Annotated in this window: 16 protein-coding genes; 6 read left to right on the forward strand and 10 right to left on the reverse strand. The window is 69.3% G+C overall.

Annotated elements, in window-relative coordinates; translation table 11 throughout:
* Window positions 1–70: 70 nt before the first annotated feature.
* Both AOZ06_RS51720 and AOZ06_RS51725 read left to right on the forward strand, forming a co-directional pair.
* Entirely contained in the window at window positions 71–1036 is a 966-nt protein-coding gene (locus AOZ06_RS51720; protein WP_054296095.1) for an ArsR/SmtB family transcription factor, read from the forward strand.
* Window positions 1037–1047: 11 nt separating this feature from the next.
* Window positions 1048–1683: an MBL fold metallo-hydrolase gene (locus AOZ06_RS51725; RefSeq protein WP_054296096.1), complete on the forward strand. Its 636-nt coding sequence runs from the start codon at window positions 1048–1050 to the stop codon at window positions 1681–1683.
* Here the strand turns inward: AOZ06_RS51725 and AOZ06_RS51730 are convergent.
* Together AOZ06_RS51730 and AOZ06_RS51735 are read right to left on the reverse strand one after the other, a co-directional pair.
* Window positions 1605–2339 (reverse strand): DUF2334 domain-containing protein, encoded by a 735-nt coding sequence (locus AOZ06_RS51730; RefSeq protein ID WP_054296097.1) that lies wholly within the window; start codon window positions 2337–2339, stop codon window positions 1605–1607. The genes AOZ06_RS51725 and AOZ06_RS51730 overlap by 79 nt on opposite strands.
* An 87-nt stretch (window positions 2340–2426) precedes the next feature.
* Complete coding sequence (locus AOZ06_RS51735) at window positions 2427–3302, reverse strand: phosphoribosylaminoimidazolesuccinocarboxamide synthase (RefSeq protein WP_054296098.1); 876 nt, start codon at window positions 3300–3302, stop codon at window positions 2427–2429.
* Window positions 3303–3462: 160 nt separating this feature from the next.
* On the opposite strand from AOZ06_RS51735, the gene AOZ06_RS51740 reads away from it, so the two are divergent.
* From AOZ06_RS51740 to AOZ06_RS51750, 3 genes are all read left to right on the forward strand, one after another.
* A complete protein-coding gene (locus AOZ06_RS51740; RefSeq protein WP_083472920.1) occupies window positions 3463–4941 on the forward strand; it encodes an ABC transporter ATP-binding protein in 1479 nt (492 codons plus the stop codon).
* A complete protein-coding gene (locus AOZ06_RS51745; RefSeq protein ID WP_054296100.1) occupies window positions 4938–6692 on the forward strand; it encodes an ABC transporter ATP-binding protein in 1755 nt (584 codons plus the stop codon). The genes AOZ06_RS51740 and AOZ06_RS51745 overlap by 4 nt, the downstream gene beginning before the upstream one ends.
* A gap of 180 nt (window positions 6693–6872) precedes the next feature.
* Window positions 6873–7682, forward strand: coding sequence for an SAM hydrolase/SAM-dependent halogenase family protein (locus tag AOZ06_RS51750; protein WP_054296101.1), 810 nt, complete (start codon window positions 6873–6875; stop codon window positions 7680–7682).
* On the opposite strand, the gene AOZ06_RS51755 is transcribed toward AOZ06_RS51750, so the two are convergent.
* Window positions 7679–8317, reverse strand: a complete 639-nt coding sequence (locus tag AOZ06_RS51755) for a hypothetical protein (RefSeq protein WP_054296102.1) — start codon at window positions 8315–8317, stop codon at window positions 7679–7681. The genes AOZ06_RS51750 and AOZ06_RS51755 overlap by 4 nt on opposite strands.
* Window positions 8314–9078: an ATP-binding cassette domain-containing protein gene (locus AOZ06_RS51760; protein ID WP_054296103.1), complete on the reverse strand. Its 765-nt coding sequence runs from the start codon at window positions 9076–9078 to the stop codon at window positions 8314–8316. The genes AOZ06_RS51755 and AOZ06_RS51760 overlap by 4 nt, the downstream gene beginning before the upstream one ends.
* 175 nt (window positions 9079–9253) lie before the next feature.
* Between AOZ06_RS51760 and AOZ06_RS51765 the strand changes: the two genes are divergently transcribed.
* Complete coding sequence (locus tag AOZ06_RS51765; protein WP_083472493.1) at window positions 9254–10516, forward strand: M14 family metallopeptidase; 1263 nt, start codon at window positions 9254–9256, stop codon at window positions 10514–10516.
* Here the strand turns inward: AOZ06_RS51765 and AOZ06_RS51770 are convergent.
* The 6 genes from AOZ06_RS51770 to AOZ06_RS51795 all read right to left on the reverse strand — a co-directional run bounded on the left by AOZ06_RS51770 (window position 10513) and on the right by AOZ06_RS51795 (window position 15039).
* Window positions 10513–11322, reverse strand: coding sequence for an MOSC domain-containing protein (locus AOZ06_RS51770; protein ID WP_054296105.1), 810 nt, complete (start codon window positions 11320–11322; stop codon window positions 10513–10515). The two genes, AOZ06_RS51765 and AOZ06_RS51770, sit on opposite strands and share 4 nt — an antisense overlap.
* Window positions 11323–11338: 16 nt before the next feature.
* On the reverse strand, window positions 11339–12766 hold the full coding sequence (gene purB, locus AOZ06_RS51775) for an adenylosuccinate lyase (protein WP_470303333.1): 1428 nt from the start codon (window positions 12764–12766) through the stop codon (window positions 11339–11341).
* 20 nt (window positions 12767–12786) lie between these two features.
* Entirely contained in the window at window positions 12787–13566 is a 780-nt protein-coding gene (locus AOZ06_RS51780; protein ID WP_157233708.1) for a hypothetical protein, read from the reverse strand.
* Window positions 13563–14102: an RNA polymerase sigma factor gene (locus AOZ06_RS51785; protein ID WP_054296108.1), complete on the reverse strand. Its 540-nt coding sequence runs from the start codon at window positions 14100–14102 to the stop codon at window positions 13563–13565. The genes AOZ06_RS51780 and AOZ06_RS51785 overlap by 4 nt, the downstream gene beginning before the upstream one ends.
* A 61-nt stretch (window positions 14103–14163) precedes the next feature.
* Entirely contained in the window at window positions 14164–14748 is a 585-nt protein-coding gene (locus AOZ06_RS51790; protein WP_054296109.1) for a TetR/AcrR family transcriptional regulator, read from the reverse strand.
* A gap of 57 nt (window positions 14749–14805) precedes the next feature.
* Complete coding sequence (locus AOZ06_RS51795) at window positions 14806–15039, reverse strand: hypothetical protein (RefSeq protein WP_157233709.1); 234 nt, start codon at window positions 15037–15039, stop codon at window positions 14806–14808.
* Between the last annotated feature and the right edge of the window lie 286 nt (window positions 15040–15325).

Consider the following 15325-nt stretch of genomic DNA (forward strand, 5'->3'; position numbering starts at 1 on the left):
GCGGCAACGCTGCGGGCCGGCACCCGTGGCGCGATAATGATTCGGATATAGCCGAAAGGAACGGTGCCCGGTGATCGAGATCCACCTCGGTGCGGTCGGCGCGCACCGGGTGCGGCTGGCGATCTCGCCGCTCGAAGAGGTGCTCAACGCGATCCGGCTGCTGATCAGGCCCAGCCGGGTCTCGGCGCACGCCCGGTGGTCAGCCGCCAACCGCACGACGCTGGCCGCGCTGGACGTACCCGAACTGGTCACGCTAATCGCCGGCACCGAGTACTTCCCCGACTTCCTCAGTCCGCCACCCGCCGACGCCGAGACCACGGTCGACGACCAGCTCGAGCGGGTCGTGCGGACCTCGCCCGACCAGGTCGCGCTGGAGATCGCCATGTCCGCGGCGGGCCGGGACGAACGCGAGCTCGACGGCCTGCTCGCCGACCCCGGGCACAGCCGCGACCTGCTGGCCGGGCAGCTGCGGGCCTGCTGGGAGCAGCTGACCATGCCGATGTGGCCGAGGCTCAAGGACTTGCTGGACACCGACGTGCACTACCGGGTCAGGCAGTTCGGCACCGGCGGGATCGCTCGGGTGCTGACCGGGCTGCACCCCGGCGTGCTCCTCGACGGCGGCCGGATCCTGCTGCCGACGTACTCCAGCGCGCGGATCGACCTCGACGAGCGGGGTTTGCTGCTGGTGCCCAGCACGTTCGCGAGCGGGATCGGCGTGATGATGACACCGCCGTGGCAGCCGTCGGTGGTCTATCCGGCGCGCGGCGCGGCCGTTCTGTGGGAGAGCGTGCCCGCGCCGGCCGGTGATCCGCTCGCCGGCGTGGTCGGCCGGACCAAGGCTCTCCTGCTGCGGGAACTCGCCGATCCGGCGAGCACGACGACGCTGGCCAAGCGGCTCGGCGTAGCACCGAGCACGGTCTCCGGGCACGTGAAAGCTCTCACAGCCGCCGGGCTGCTGAGCGGGCGGCGTGCCGGGCGTAGTGTCCATTACAGCCGCAGTGCACTGGGGGATGAACTCGTGTCGAGTGCGAGCTGAGAGGAACACGGATGCAATTCGTCCATTTCGGACACTCGTGTGTGCTGGCCGAGAACGGGCCGGAGCGACTGCTGTTCGACCCCGGCACCTTCTCCAAGGGATTCGAGGACGTCCGGCACCTCGACGCGGTCCTGATCACCCACCAGCACCCGGACCACCTCGACGTGCCGCGCCTGGTCGAGCTGATGAAGGCCAACCCCAAGGCGCAGCTGATCGTGGACCCGGCGTCGGCGCGGGACGTCGTCGACGCGGGACTGACCGCGCGGACGGTGAAACCCGGTGAGCGCTTCAAGGTCGGCCGCACCCAGGTGAACGCGGTCGGCGGCAACCACGCCGTCATCCACCCGGAGGTGCCGGTGCCGCCGAACGTCGGTTACGTGCTCGACGACGGCGCCTTCTACCACCCCGGCGACTCGTTCTACCGTCCCGACCAGACCGTGGACGTGCTCGGCATGCCGACGACGGCACCGTGGCAGAAGCTTTCCGAGGCGATCGACTTCCTGCGGATCATGAAGGCACGCGTGGCCATCCCGATCCACGAGGCCGTCGCGAGCGTGCCGCAGATGTACTACGGCAGGTTCGCCGAACTCGGCCCCAGCGGAACCGAGGTCCGCGTGCTCACCCCGGGGGAGACGACCGCGGTCTGATACGTGGACGACTCGGCGCCGTGGTGCGTCGCGATGTCGATCGCGTCGAGAACCGCACGCCGCGGCCCCGGTTTGGCCAAGTCGGCCGCGTCGACCGACAGCCGGACCAGCCCGCCGCGCCGGGCCGCCCGCGCGACGCTGAGCACCAGCGCGAAGCAGGACCACGTCTCCACGCGCTCGTTCGCGGCCAGACCGTGCACGCGTCCCCTGTGGACGGTGTCGGTCCGCAGGTCGTAGATCCTGGTCGCGTCCGCGCACAGAGCGAAGTCGTTGCGCCGCAACGCGGTCAGCGTGCCGGGCGACGCCGCCCACCGCGGCGGGGCGAAGGCGTCCACTTCGAGGTCGTGCCTGCCCATCAGCCTGCGGGCCGCGGTCAGGCGCAGTCCGGCCTCGTGCGCGGGCAGGGAGCCGAACTCGGCGCGCCTGCGTGGCACGTCGGTGAGGTCGAAGCCGTGCAGCAGCAGCGCGTCCCCCCGAACGCGCCGCTGCCGCACCCAGTCCACCACCACTTTGTGCTGACCCGCCCCTGCCAGCCGCGGTGCGAACAACAGCGAGAGCGAGACCCCCCGAAGGTCCAGCTCTCCAGCCAGTTCGGCGCAGCGGTGCAGGGTCCGGATCCCGATTCCGGACAGGGAGACCACCAGGCGTGCGGACACACCACCATGACGCCGCACGAGAATGGCGCCGGCTTGTCGTACGGGTAACGAACCGGCGCCGATGTCGTGAAATCACGAAGGGGTGAGCTACACCCAGTCCGCAAAGGACTTACCGGAGACCCGCTCGTAGGCCTCGATGTACCGGGACCGGGTCGCTTCGACCACGTCCGGCGGCAACTCGGGCGGCAGCTCACCGGACGAACGGTCCCAGCCGGACGCGGGCGAGGTCAGCCAGTCGCGCACGATCTGCTTGTCGAACGCGGGCTGCACCTTACCCGGTTCGTACCCGTCGACCGCCCAGAACCGGGACGAATCCGGGGTGAGGACCTCGTCGCCGAGCACGAGCTCGCCCGACTCGTCGATGCCGAACTCGAACTTGGTGTCGGCGAGGATCATGCCCCTGCTCAGCGCGTGCCCCGCCGCCTGCGAGTACGTGGCCAGCGTGGTCTCGCGCAGCTTCATGGCGAGCTCGTCGCCGACGGCCGCGCGGACCGCGTCGAAGTCGATCGCCTCGTCGTGCTGGCCGATCTCGGCCTTGGTGGTCGGCGTGAAGATCGGCTCGGGCAGCTTGGCCGCCTCACCGAGGCCAGGCGGCAGCGGAACGCCGCACACGCCGCCGGTCTCGCGGTAGTCGACCAGCCCGGAGCCGGTCAGGTAGCCGCGGGCCACGCACTCGACCGGCTGCATCGTCAACCGGCGCACGAGCAGCGCCCGGCCGCGCACTTGCTCGGGGATCCGCGGGTCGTCCCACGCGACGAGGTGGTTGGGGCCGTCGAGCAGGCCGAACCAGAACACGCTCATCGCGGTGAGCACCCGGCCCTTGTCCGGGATCGTCGTCGGCAGCACGTAGTCGTACGCCGAGATCTTGTCCGAGGCGACCAGCAGCAGGTGATCGTCGTCCACTGCGTACAGCTCACGAATCTTCCCGGCGGCTACCTGCGGATACTCAGTCAGCGAAGGCACACGAAGAGCTTAATTGCGTAGCGGCGGTCACACGCGCCCCGGTAGCTTGCGCGACATGCACAACTATTGACTCACTCCAGACTCGCGATCCCCGCTGCGATTCCTGTGGTGGGTGATCCGCTCAACGCCGCGGCCCCTGGTGGTGTCGACGGTGTTCGGAATGTTGTGGATGGGCCCGCTGACGCTCATCCCGTTGGCCATCGGCGCGGCGATCGACCACGGCATCGCTCCGCGGGACACAGGTGCCCTGTTGCAGTGGGCGGGTGTGATCCTCGCGCTCGGCGCCGTCTCGGCGTCAAGCACGGTGATGCTGACCCGCGCGGGCGACAGGGCGTGGCTCGACGGCGCCACGCTGATGCAGCGGTCCGTCATGCAGCACGCCACCCGTGTGGGGGCCACGCTGCCGTCCAAGATCAAGACCGGTGAGATCGTCGCGATCGGGTCGTCGGACATCTACAGCATCGGTGGCGTGCTCGAGGTCATCGGCCGGTTGGCCGGTGGGTTCATCGCGTTCGTCGTCGCCGCTGTGGCCATGTTGACCAGTTCACCGCTGCTCGGGCTGATCGTGCTCATCGGCGTGCCGTTGGCGACGTTGGGCCTGGTGCCGTTGCTAGGGCCGTTGCGGGAACGGACCGAGAAGCACCGCGACGAGGTGGGCGCGGCCACGTCGATGGCCGCTGACATCGTGTCCGGCCTGCGGATCCTGCGTGGCATCGGCGGTGAGAAGCAGTTCACCGACCGGTTCGCCGAGACCAGCCAGCGCGTGCGCAAGGCCGGGGTGAACGCCGCCAGGATCGATTCGTGGCTGTCGGGTATCGAGATCCTGCTGCCGGGCCTGGTCACCATCCTGGTGCTGTGGCTGGGCGCGCGGCTGGCCCTCGACGGCACGATCACGGTCGGCGAACTGGTCGCCTTCTACGGTCTCTCGGCGTTCCTGGTGATCCCGGTCGGCGTCGCCGCCGAATCGGTGCACCACTACAACGAGAGCATCGTCGCGGCCAAGCGCGCCTGCACGATCCTGGCCATGAAACCGGCGTTCGAGTCGCCAGAGCACCCGAAACCGTTGCCGCCCGGCTCCTTCGGGCTGCACGACGAGACGTCCGGGCTCACGTTCGCCGCGGGCAAGCTGACCGTGGTGTCGACCACCGGGTCGGACGCGTTCGCCGACCGGCTCGGCCGGTACGTCGACGCGCCGGTGCGGGCGGGTGACGTCCCGTTGCGGGAAGCCGACATCGAGGAGGTCAGGAACCGGATCCTGGTGGCGCACAACCAGGACGTGTTGTTCTCCGGCAAGCTCGCCGACGAGATCGACATGGGCGGGTCCGTCGAACTGGACACCGCGCTGTGGGCCGCCGACGCGATGGATGTCGTCGACGGCCTGGAGAACGGGACGCAGGAGTTCCTCGCCGAACGCGGCCGGACGCTGTCCGGTGGTCAGCGGCAACGGATGCTGCTGGCCCGCGCGTTGAGCCGGGACGCGGACGTGCTCGTGCTCGACGAACCGACGTCGGCGGTCGACGCCCACACCGAGGCCAGGATCACCCAGCGGGTGGCCGAGCTGCGCCGGGGCCGGACGACCGTCGTGTTCAGTCAGAGTCCGTTGTGGACACGAGTGGCGGACGAGGTGTACGTGCCATGAGGACAACCTTGCCTTTGGCGGACAAACGCGCTGTCCGCACGTGGATCTGGTCGGTCGCGTCGAAGAACAAGCGCGCGTTCGCCGGCATGATGTCGTTGTTCGGCGCGGCCACCCTCGTCGGCCTCGTCGGCCCGCAGTTGCTGGGCGACCTGGTCGACTCGGTGTCCGAGGGCACCACGACGGCGCACATCGACGTGGTCGCGTTGATCTTCGTCGGTGTGCTCATCCTGCACGCGGTGCTGCGCAGGCAGGCCCAGTTCCGGGCGGCCGTGTTCGGTGAGCGGCTGCTCGCCGAGGCACGCGAGGGCATGGTCGAGCACGTCGTCAAGCTCCCGCTGTCCACGGTGGAATCGGCGGGAACGGGCGACCTGCTCAGCCGGGCCACGTCGGACGTGGACAAGCTGGACGAGGGCCTGCGGCAGGCGGCGCCGGAGATCACCATCGCGACCGTGACGGTGGCGCTGACGGCGGTCGCCATGTTCATCACGTCACCGGTCGTCGCGCTCGGCATGCTCGTCGCGGTGCCGGTGCTGGTCGTGGCGACACGCTGGTACCGGCCGAGGGTGCTGCCGAAGTACGAGGAGGCGCTGGCGAACTGGGCCGAACTGCATTCCAGTACCCACGAGACGGCCGACGGCGGACGCACAGTCGAAGCGTTGCGGTTGCGTGACCGCCGGATGGCGATCAACGACCGCAACCTGGACAAGGCGGCGGGCGTCGAGTGGTACTGCAGCCGGCTGTGGGCGTGGTTCCTCGGCGGGCTGGATGTCGCGTTCATCCTGCCGCTCACCGCGATCCTGCTGGTCGGTGGTCTCGCCTACGCGGAAGGCCTCGCCGGGATCGGTGCGATCACCGCGGTGGTGCTGTACGCGCGAGCGATGGTCGAACCGCTCAACGGGGCGCTGACGTGGATGGACGAGCTGCAGGTCGGCAACGCCGCGCTGCGGCGGATCCTCGGCGTGCAGGAGATCAAACCGGACCCGGGTGACGAGTCCGCGAAGCCGGACGGCACAGCCATCGCGGTGCGGGGCGCGAAGTTCGCGTACAGCACCGGCCGCGAGGTGCTGCACGGCATCGACCTGGACATTGTGGAGGGTGAACGGCTGGTCATCGTCGGGCCGTCCGGTGCGGGCAAGTCGACGCTCGGCCGGTTGCTCGCCGGGATCAACGCGCCCGGCTCCGGTTCGGTGACCATCGGCGGCGTGGAGGTCACATCGCTGCCGTTGATCAAGCGCCGCAACGAGATCGTCCTGGTGACGCAGGAGCAGCACGTGTTCGCCGGGACGCTCAGGGAGAACCTGACGCTGCCGAGGGCCGCGTCCGACGACGAGCTGTGGCACGCACTGCGCACTGTGGACGCGGCCGGCTGGGCGAAGTCGCTGCCCGACGGCCTGGACACCGTGGTCGGTTCTGGTGGCGAGGCGATCGCACCGGCGATGGTCCAGCAGATCGCGTTGGCCCGCTTGGTGGTCGCCGACCCGCACACGCTCGTGCTCGACGAGGCCACGTCCCTTCTGGACTCGTCGGCGTCCGGGAAGCTGGAGAGTTCGTTGAACGCTGTACTGTCCGGCCGGACGGTTGTCGCCATCGCGCACAGGCTCTCGACCGCCAGGAACGCCGACCGGATCGCCGTGATGGACGGCGGAAGGATCGTCGAGCTGGGCAGCCACGACGAGCTGATGGCCGCGCAGGGCTCGTACGCGGCCCTGGTCGGCAGCATTTCCGGGGAGAAACGGGGAGCCATGCGTTAGAAGCCGCGTCACACACGGCTTGGTCGTGCGGGCCGTCGCCGCCCCGCATCGCCCCGGGCACGCTGATCAGCAGGTCACAGCGAAGAAGCCGGTCGCGCGGAGCGGGGTGGCGACGACCGGCTTGCAGCGATCAAGGACGCCCGAGCGGTGCGAGGGCAGTCAAACAGGGTACTAATACGCATGGCCTTCGACTGGGTTTCGCTCACCACGGACTATGGGCTGGCTGACGGCTTCGTGGCCGCGTGCAGAGGCGTCATCGCCCAGCGGGCACCGAAAGCCCAGGTCATCGACGTGTCGCACGCCGTGCCGCCGCAGGATGTGCGGCGCGGCGCGACCATCCTCGCGCAGGTCGTCCCGTTCCTGCCGCCGTCGGTGCACGTCGCCGTGGTGGATCCGGGAGTCGGCACGAGCCGCCGCGGGATTCTCGTCGTCACGGAGGAAGGCGTGCTCGTCGGGCCGGACAACGGGCTGTTGCTGCCCGCGGCGGGCGCGCTCGGCGGGCCGCAGGTGGTGCACGAACTCGTCGCCGAGGAGTACCGCCTTCCCGCCGTGTCGCACACGTTCCACGGCCGGGACGTCTTCGCCCCGGCCGCCGCGTACCTGGCGCTGGGTGTGCAGCCGTCGGACTTCGGGCCGGAGATCGACCCGGCGACGCTGGTGCGGCTGCCCGAGCCGAAGGTCGTCGCGGGCAGCCAGCGGTTGCAGTCCGAAGTGCTGTCGGTCGACCACTTCGGCAACATCCAACTGGCCGCGCAGGTCCGCGACATCATCGCGACCGGGCTGCTGCTGCCGGGCGCGGGCGTGCAGGTGCAGATCGGGATGCACACCGTCGACGCGACCATCGGCCGCACGTTCGACGACGTCGAGCCCGGCGAGGCGCTGGTGTACGTCGACTCGGCCGGGCACGTGGCGATCGCGGTGAACCAGGGGTTCGCGTCGTCGCTGCTGATGGTCGGCCAGCGCGACCCGATCGCCGAGATCAGGCGTTAGACCCTGCGCCTGGCCAGTGCGTGCGCCGCGACGATGACCAGCACGGACAGCACGACCGATTCGGCGGCGATCAGCAACAGCGTGCCCGTCGAGCCGGGGCGGTCGCCCGCGTAGAGGTCGATCAGGGCGTTCACCGGCGGCGCGTGGCGGACGAACAGCTGCGCGAAGCAGATCCCGACGCCCAGCACGATGGTCCAGCCGAGCTTGGGCAGCACCGGACGGCTGATCACCGTGCCGAACGCGACACCGGCGAGCACGGTCATGGCGAAGTCCAGCGCGCCGAGGCCGACCTGCGCGAACTGGACGGACGTCGCGGTCAGCCAGATCAGCGCGGCCAGGCCGAGCACGCTCGTGCACAGCAGTGCGGCGCCGACTTTGGCCAGCCAGACGCGGCGGAAGCCGCCGTTGACCGACATGGTGATCGCGGCCTGCATCGGCTCCTCGTTGTGCATCACCACGATCGTGATCCACATCCCGATCGGCACGAGCGCGGCGGACGCCATCGCGTAGGTCGGCAGCACGGGGCCGGTCGGCGGTCCGATGATCATGAGGATCGACAGGTAGGCCAGCAGTGGCGCGGCCCAACGCTGACCGCGCAGGACATCGGCGACGAGATAGCGGACCAGCGGGGTCATGACACCGCCTCGACCAGCGACCAGCCGTCGGCCAACGCTCTCAGCAGGAACGTGTCGGCGTCTTCGGTGCGTACGACCACGCGACCCGGTTCCTCCAGCAGGATCTCCGCCGCCAGATCGGCCGCCCGCAACCCGGGCCGAGCCGGACGCAGCGAGATTCGCATGCCGCGCAAGGACTCCGGCACCAGCTTGCCGTCGGTGAGACGGTACAGCCTGCCGGTGGGGACCGCGCTTTCGTGCGCGCTCAACAGGATCTGGGCACCGTCCTGTTCGGCCTCGGTCATCAGCGCGGCGAGTTCGGCGCGGGCGGGCGCGTCGAGACCGGTCGCGGGCTCGTCGACCACCAGCAGCTCCGGCCGTTTCAGCAACGCCTGGATGACAGCCACTTTCTGGCCGTTTCCCTTGGACAGCGCGGCGATCGGCACGTCCGGGCCCGGCACCAGCCGCAGTCGCTCGGCCAGTTCGTTCGTGCGCGCACCGGTTTCCGCTGAGGACAGACCGCGCATTCGTCCGATGTGTGCCAGGTACTGGCGTGCGGTCATCCGGATCGCGGCAGGCGCTCGTTCGGGGACGTAACCGATCGTGCGCGGCCGGTCGGTGACGCGTCCGCCGGTCGGCATCGAGGCACCGGCGACGATCCGGAGCAATGTGGACTTGCCGATGCCGTTACCGGCGACGATGACCGTGGTCATGCCCGGTTCGAGGGTCAGGTCGACGCCGTCGAGCACCCACTGCCCGCTGCGCGAGTAGCGTTTCCGCACTTGGTGAACCGTTGTCACGTTCCCATATTGCCGGAACCGACGATCGGTTCGCCGCCAAAGGGCTTCACCCCTTCGGCCGTACGTGGGTAATCGCGCGGTTGTGTCTTGCGCACGCTCGGTGAGCCGACCCAGGCTACGAGACACCCTGCACATGAGTTCACAAAAGGGAGGGCCCATGAGGTCTCGTCGCGGTCTGTTGGCCGCGGCGGCGCTTGGCGCTGCCATCCTGCTGCCGCTGCCGATCACGGCATCGGCGCATTCCGACCAGAGCACGGCCGCGGTCAGCCAGGCGTCCGCGGTCTACACGGTCGACAACACCACACCGGTGTCCCGTACCGCGATCAGCCGGTTCGGTGTCGACATCCACGGCACCAACAGCGGCACGCTCACGTTCGCCGCATCCGCGAGCCAGGCGAAGGCCCTGCGGGACGCCGGTTTCCGGCTGACGCCACAGGCGTCGACGCTGGACTTCCCGCCAGCCGACTCGATGTACCACAACTACGCCGAGCAGACCGCGGAGCTGCGCAAGATCGTCGCGGACCACCCGTCCATCGCGACGCTGTCGAGCATCGGCAAGAGCTACTCCAACCGGGACCTGTGGCTGCTGAAGATCAGCGACAACGTGGCGACCGACGAGAACGAGCCCGAAGTCCTGTTCACGTGCCAGCAGCACGCCCGCGAACACCTGACGCCGGAGATGTGCCTGCGGATCGCCAACCGGTACACCGACGGTTACGGCACCGACACGGCCATCACCAACGAGGTGAACAGCAAGGAGATCTGGATCGTCACGAGCGTCAACCCGGACGGTTCGGAGTACGACATCGCCACCGGCTCGTACCGGTCGTGGCGCAAGAACCGCCAGCCCAACGCCGGTTCGGCCAACGTCGGCACCGACCTCAACCGCAACTGGGGCTACCAGTTCGGTTGCTGTGGCGGGTCGAGCGGCTCCACCAGCAGCGAGACCTACCGCGGTCCGTCGGCGTTCTCCGCGCCGGAGACCCAGCGGTTGCGCGACTTCGTGAGCTCGCGCGTGGTCGGCGGTGTGCAGCAGATCAAGACGCACATCGACTGGCACACCTACTCGGAGCTGATCCTGTGGCCGTACGGCTACACGTACAACAACACCGCTCCGGGTCTGGACGCCAACCAGGAACGCACGTTCCGCACGCTCGGCCAGCAGATGGCGCAGACGAACAACTACACGCCACAGCAGTCAAGCGACCTCTACATCACCGACGGCTCGATCGGTGACTGGATGTGGGGCGTGCACAAGATCTGGAGCTACACCTTCGAGATGTACCCGCGTTCGGGCGGCGGCGGCTTCTACCCGCCCGACGAGGTCATCGTCCGGGAGACGCAGCGCAACGACCGCGCGGTCTCGCTGTTCCTGAGCTACAGCGACTGCCCGCCGCGCATCATCGGCGGCACCTGCTAGTCGAGCCACGAGGTGACGGAGACGGGGTCGCCGACGGCCAGTTCGCCCGCGGTGAGCACGGCGAACTTGGCGCCGAAGGTGACCCCGCCTTCCACCCGCCGGTAACCGGCCAGCGTCTTGGTCGGCTCGTGGCCAGCCTTCTGGCCGATCGCCTGGTCCACGGTCGGGACCACGCACCGGATCGCCTGCTTCTCCCAGCCCGCCTCGACCGTGCCGAGCGTCATCGTCCTGACCCGGTCCTCGGTGTACGGCTCGTCCCAGCCGCTGACCACCACGTTGGGCCGGAACCGGTTCATCGGCAGGGCCGGTTCGCCCTTGCCGGTGATCCGGTCGTTGAGGTCGGCGAGCGAGGACTCGCCGATCACGTGCATCGCGTCGGCGTCGGCGAACCCGACCTGGCCGCCGAGGACACCGTTGGAGTGCCGCTCGAGGTCCGGCGGGACCCGCACGAGCCGCACCGGCTCGCCCATGAACCGCGAGAACCACTCGGCGGGCCCCGCGCCCTGGTCCACGGCCTTGCCCGTCCACTTGTGCAGCAAGACCTCGAGCTGGTCACCGTCGTGGACGACGTCGAACTCGGCGTCGTCGAACCCGGGCGCGGCCAGCTTGATCGTCCCGTCGCCGAGCGTCGGCCGCACCACCGCCATCTTCGCCTTGGTGCGCTGGGTGATGAACTTGCCGTTCCGGTCGACGACCATGAACAGCCTGTCCTCGGCGAGGCCCATCGGGCCGACAGCGCTGCGCTGGAGCGACTCGCCCGCGCAGCCCTTGACGATGTACCGGATCAGTTCGACGACACGCCCCATGGCACCAAGTTAACCGCTAGAGGATCGGCGCGGGGGCGTAGCCCGCGGCTTCCGGGTGGTTCTCGAGCACTTCTGAGACGCGCTTCACAACCGCGCGGACCTGGCTGTCGGCCACTCCGGTGAACGAGTGCCGGTCGGCCAGCAGCGCGTCCAACTGGGAGCGCTCCAGCGGGATCCGCGCATCGGCGGCCAGCCGGTCGAGCAGGTCGTTGCCGGCCTGGCCCTGCTCCCGCATGGCGAGCGCGACCGCGACGGCGTTCTCCTTGATCGCCTCGTGCGCGGTCTCCCGGCCGACTCCCGCCTGCACCGAGGCCATCAGGACCTTCGTCGTGCCGAGGAAGGGCAAGTACCTGTCCAGTTCACGGGCGATCACGGCCGGGTACGCGCCGAACTCGTCGAGCACGGTCAGGAACGTCTGGAACAGGCCGTCCAGCGCGAAGAACGCGTCCGGCAGCGCGACCCTGCGCACGACCGAACACGAGACGTCACCTTCGTTCCACTGGTCGCCGGACAGCTCGCCGACCATCGACAGGTAGCCGCGCAGGATCACGGCGAACCCGTTGACCCGTTCGCAGGAACGCGTGTTCATCTTGTGCGGCATGGCCGACGAGCCGACCTGGCCGGGCTTGAAGCCCTCGGTGACCAGTTCGTGCCCGGCCATCAGCCGGATCGTCTTGGCGACACTGCCCGGCGCACCGGCCAGCTGCACCAAAGTGGACACGACGTCGAAGTCGAGCGACCGGGGGTACACCTGGCCGACGCTGGTGAACACCCGCTGGAAACCCAGGTGCTCGGCGGCTTTGCGCTCCAGTTCATCCAAAGTGGACTCATTGCCGTCGAGCAGGTCCAGCATGTCCTGCGCGGTGCCGACCGGTCCCTTGATGCCGCGCAGCGGGTACCGGTCGACCAGCGAGGTGAGCCGCTCGAACCCGACGAGCAGCTCGTCGGCGGCGGTGGCGAACCGCTTGCCCAACGTGGTCGCCTGCGCGGCGACGTTGTGCGAACGGCCCGCCATCACCAGGTCCGTGTGCTCGGCGGCCAACCGCGCCAAGCGGGCGAGCACGGCCAGCGTCCGCGCCGCGATCAGTTCGAGCGACCGCTTGATCTGCAGCTGCTCGACGTTCTCGGTCAGGTCGCGTGACGTCATGCCCTTGTGCACGTGCTCGTGCCCGGCCAGCGCGTTGAACTCCTCGATCCGCGCTTTCACGTCGTGCCGCGTGACCCGCTCGCGCTCGGCGATCGAGGCGAGGTCGACCTCGCCGACGACCCGCTCGTAGTCCGCGACGACACCGTCCGGGACGTCGACGCCCAGCTCCGACTGTGCTTTGAGGACCGCGAGCCACAGCTCGCGCTCCAGGACCACCTTGTGCTCGGGCGACCACAGCTGGACCAGTTCGACCGAGGCGTAGCGGTTGGCGAGGACGTTCGGGATACGCGGCTTCACGGTGACACAGGGTATGCCACCTACAGGTGCAGAGCCGGATCAGTGGCCAGGCGCACCATCTGGTCGACGGTGAGCGTCACATCCGCCTGGTACACGGGCGCGGACCCGCTGGTCGGGTCGTAGTTGTACGCGGTGACACGGGTGATCGTGCCGTCGTTGCGCAGGTGCGTGGCGCTGGCGATGGTCATCGCCGGGTTGTTGCCTCCAGGGCCGCTCTCCACCGAGATGAGGACCTTGCTGCCGTCCTGCTGCGGCAACTCCTGGCACTCGGCCGAGCACTTCTCGTGCTCCTGGTCGTTGCGCACCTGCACCGCGGCCGCGGTCTGCGCGGTGTTCACCTTGAACTTGACGAACGTCTCCAGGTAGTTCTGGCCGTCCGAGATGTCACCCACGGCCTCACCACCGAACTGCTGGGTGCTGACGTTCTTCGCGGCGGGCGCCACCTTCGGCAGCTGGGTGTTCAGGTACGTCCGCATCTCGTTGCCGCGCTGCGTGAGCTGCTGCTTCGTCAGCGGTGGCTTCTCCGCCGACGACGGTGGCGCCGAAGGCGCAGGCGACGCAGTGGCCGACGGCGGCGCGGCCACGGGGATCTCCTCCGGCGCGCCACCCATGCCCAGCACCACGGGCACGGTCACGGCGACGACGGCCACAGCGGCCGTGCTCACGCCGACGGCGACAAGGGCACGGCGGCGCCGCACCGCGCGCTCCGCCGTGGTCACCAGTTCGTCGATGTCGAAGGACATCGGGGGCTCGTCGGACACGGCCAGCCGCAAGCCTTCCCGAAGCTCGGATTCACTCAAGACACAACCCTCCTAGCCGGCCTGCCTGCCGTCAGGTTCTCCACCACTTCCCGCAACGTCGCCAGGCCGCGGGCGGTCTGGCTCTTCACGGTTCCCTCCGAGCACCCGAGCACCGCGGACGCCTCGGCGACCGACAGGTCGTCGAAATAACGCAGGACCAGCGCGGCCCGCTGACGCGGCGGCAGCTCCAGCAACGCCCGGTGGGTCATGTCCTTGGCCCACGACCGGTCCTGCGCCGCCTCCGGATCAGCCGACACGTCCGGTGTGTCCGGTACGGTCTCGTAGCGCAGCTCGCTGCGCCGCCACGGCCTGCGCTTCTCGTCCAGCCAGGTGTTGAGCAACACCCGGCGCGAGTAGTTCTGCAGGCTGTCCTGCTTCTGCACCTTCGCCCACGCCCGGTAGATCTTGATCAGGGCCTGTTGTGTCAGGTCCTCCGCGAGGTGCCAGTCACCGCAGAACAAGTAGGCGCAGCGGCGTAGCCCCGCGGCGTGTTTGCCCGCGAAAGCCCGGAAGCTCTCTTCGTCGGGTTTGCGCACTATGGGCTCCCTTCGCATTCCCGACCTATCTCACGTACGGCCTGGGGCGAAGGTTGCACGGTTATCGCGAGAACGCCGCCCGGAGCATCCGGCGGGCCCGCGCCCGCGGGTCGGCGTGGATCTCGATGATCGCGTTCAGCACGGCACCGTCCACCAGCGCGATCACCTGCTCGATGCGGTCCGCGGCGACGGGCATGCCGCATTTGGTGAAGATCGCCGACAGCAGTTCCCGCAGCTTGACGGCGTCCCTGCCCATCACGGGCTTCAGGTACGGCCTGCGCCCGGTCGCGACCAGCCGCTCGTAGCGCAGCAGCACGGCCTCCGCGTCACCCGACTCCGGCTCGTCGCCCAGCAGCAGGTCGAGCACGAGATCGACCAGGACGTCGAACCCCGCGTCCTGCGGCGTCCGCTCCAGCTGTGCCCAGCCGCGGGCGAACTCCTCCTCGCCGCGGTGCTCGACCGCCGCCGTGATCAACTCGTCGAGCGAGTCGAAGTAGTACGTGGTGGACGCCAGCGGCAGCCCGGCCCGTTCGGCCACGGCGCGGTGCCGGATCGCGTCGAACCCGCCATCGGCGAGCAACCGCGCCGCCGCGTCGACGAGAGCCTGGCGCCTGCGTTCACCTTTGGGCGTACTCGCGGCAGTCATAGTCCACCAAGCGTAGTGGCGGACCGGGGCAGGTGGACGCGGGTGCGCCGCACCTCGTTAGAACCGGGGCGCGATGTCGGTGGCGAACTTGGCGATGGAGTCCGTGAACGGCGCCTCCACCGGTCGCACGTTCGGGTCGGGCTGGCTGACGACGTGCAGCTGGTTGCCGCTCGCGGCCTCGCTCTGCGCGTTCGCCGTGCCCTGGACCTCCGCGCCGAGCGGTGCGATGGAGTACGTGCCCTTGGGCACCAGGACCACGGACACCGTTCCGGCCTTGGATCCGTCGGTCACCGTGAAGGCCGCGCCGCGCGAGCCCGGCGGGCAGCCGAACGGGACGCTGACCTGGACTTTTCCAGGGACGGCCGGGAGCTCGCCCGCGAGGGCAGCAGCGAGCTCCCGGTCCGCCTGGCACCCACTCGGGGTGCTGCCGGCTGTGCCGGCATTACCAGTCGGATGTCCTCCCTGCTTAGGCGCATCCGACCGGTTGTCCCGCTGAGTCGAAGTCCCCTCCATGACCGACGGGCCGTCCGCTGGAGCGGGCTCCTTCTCTCCGTACATAGTGCCACCGGTTGGGGGT

The organism is Kibdelosporangium phytohabitans (assembly GCF_001302585.1).
GTDB lineage: Bacteria > Actinomycetota > Actinomycetes > Mycobacteriales > Pseudonocardiaceae > Kibdelosporangium > Kibdelosporangium phytohabitans.

Coding starts and splice junctions, on each gene's coding strand:
- AOZ06_RS51725 (WP_054296096.1), top strand. CDS start 1,048: ATGCAATTCGTCCATTTCGGACACTCGTGTGTGCTGGCCGAGAACGGG.
- AOZ06_RS51740 (WP_083472920.1), top strand. CDS start 3,463: ATGTTGTGGATGGGCCCGCTGACGCTCATCCCGTTGGCCATCGGCGCG.
- AOZ06_RS51745 (WP_054296100.1), top strand. CDS start 4,938: ATGAGGACAACCTTGCCTTTGGCGGACAAACGCGCTGTCCGCACGTGG.
- AOZ06_RS51750 (WP_054296101.1), top strand. CDS start 6,873: ATGGCCTTCGACTGGGTTTCGCTCACCACGGACTATGGGCTGGCTGAC.
- AOZ06_RS51755 (WP_054296102.1), bottom strand. CDS start 8,317: ATGACCCCGCTGGTCCGCTATCTCGTCGCCGATGTCCTGCGCGGTCAG.
- AOZ06_RS51765 (WP_083472493.1), top strand. CDS start 9,254: ATGAGGTCTCGTCGCGGTCTGTTGGCCGCGGCGGCGCTTGGCGCTGCC.
- AOZ06_RS51770 (WP_054296105.1), bottom strand. CDS start 11,322: ATGGGGCGTGTCGTCGAACTGATCCGGTACATCGTCAAGGGCTGCGCG.
- AOZ06_RS51790 (WP_054296109.1), bottom strand. CDS start 14,748: ATGACTGCCGCGAGTACGCCCAAAGGTGAACGCAGGCGCCAGGCTCTC.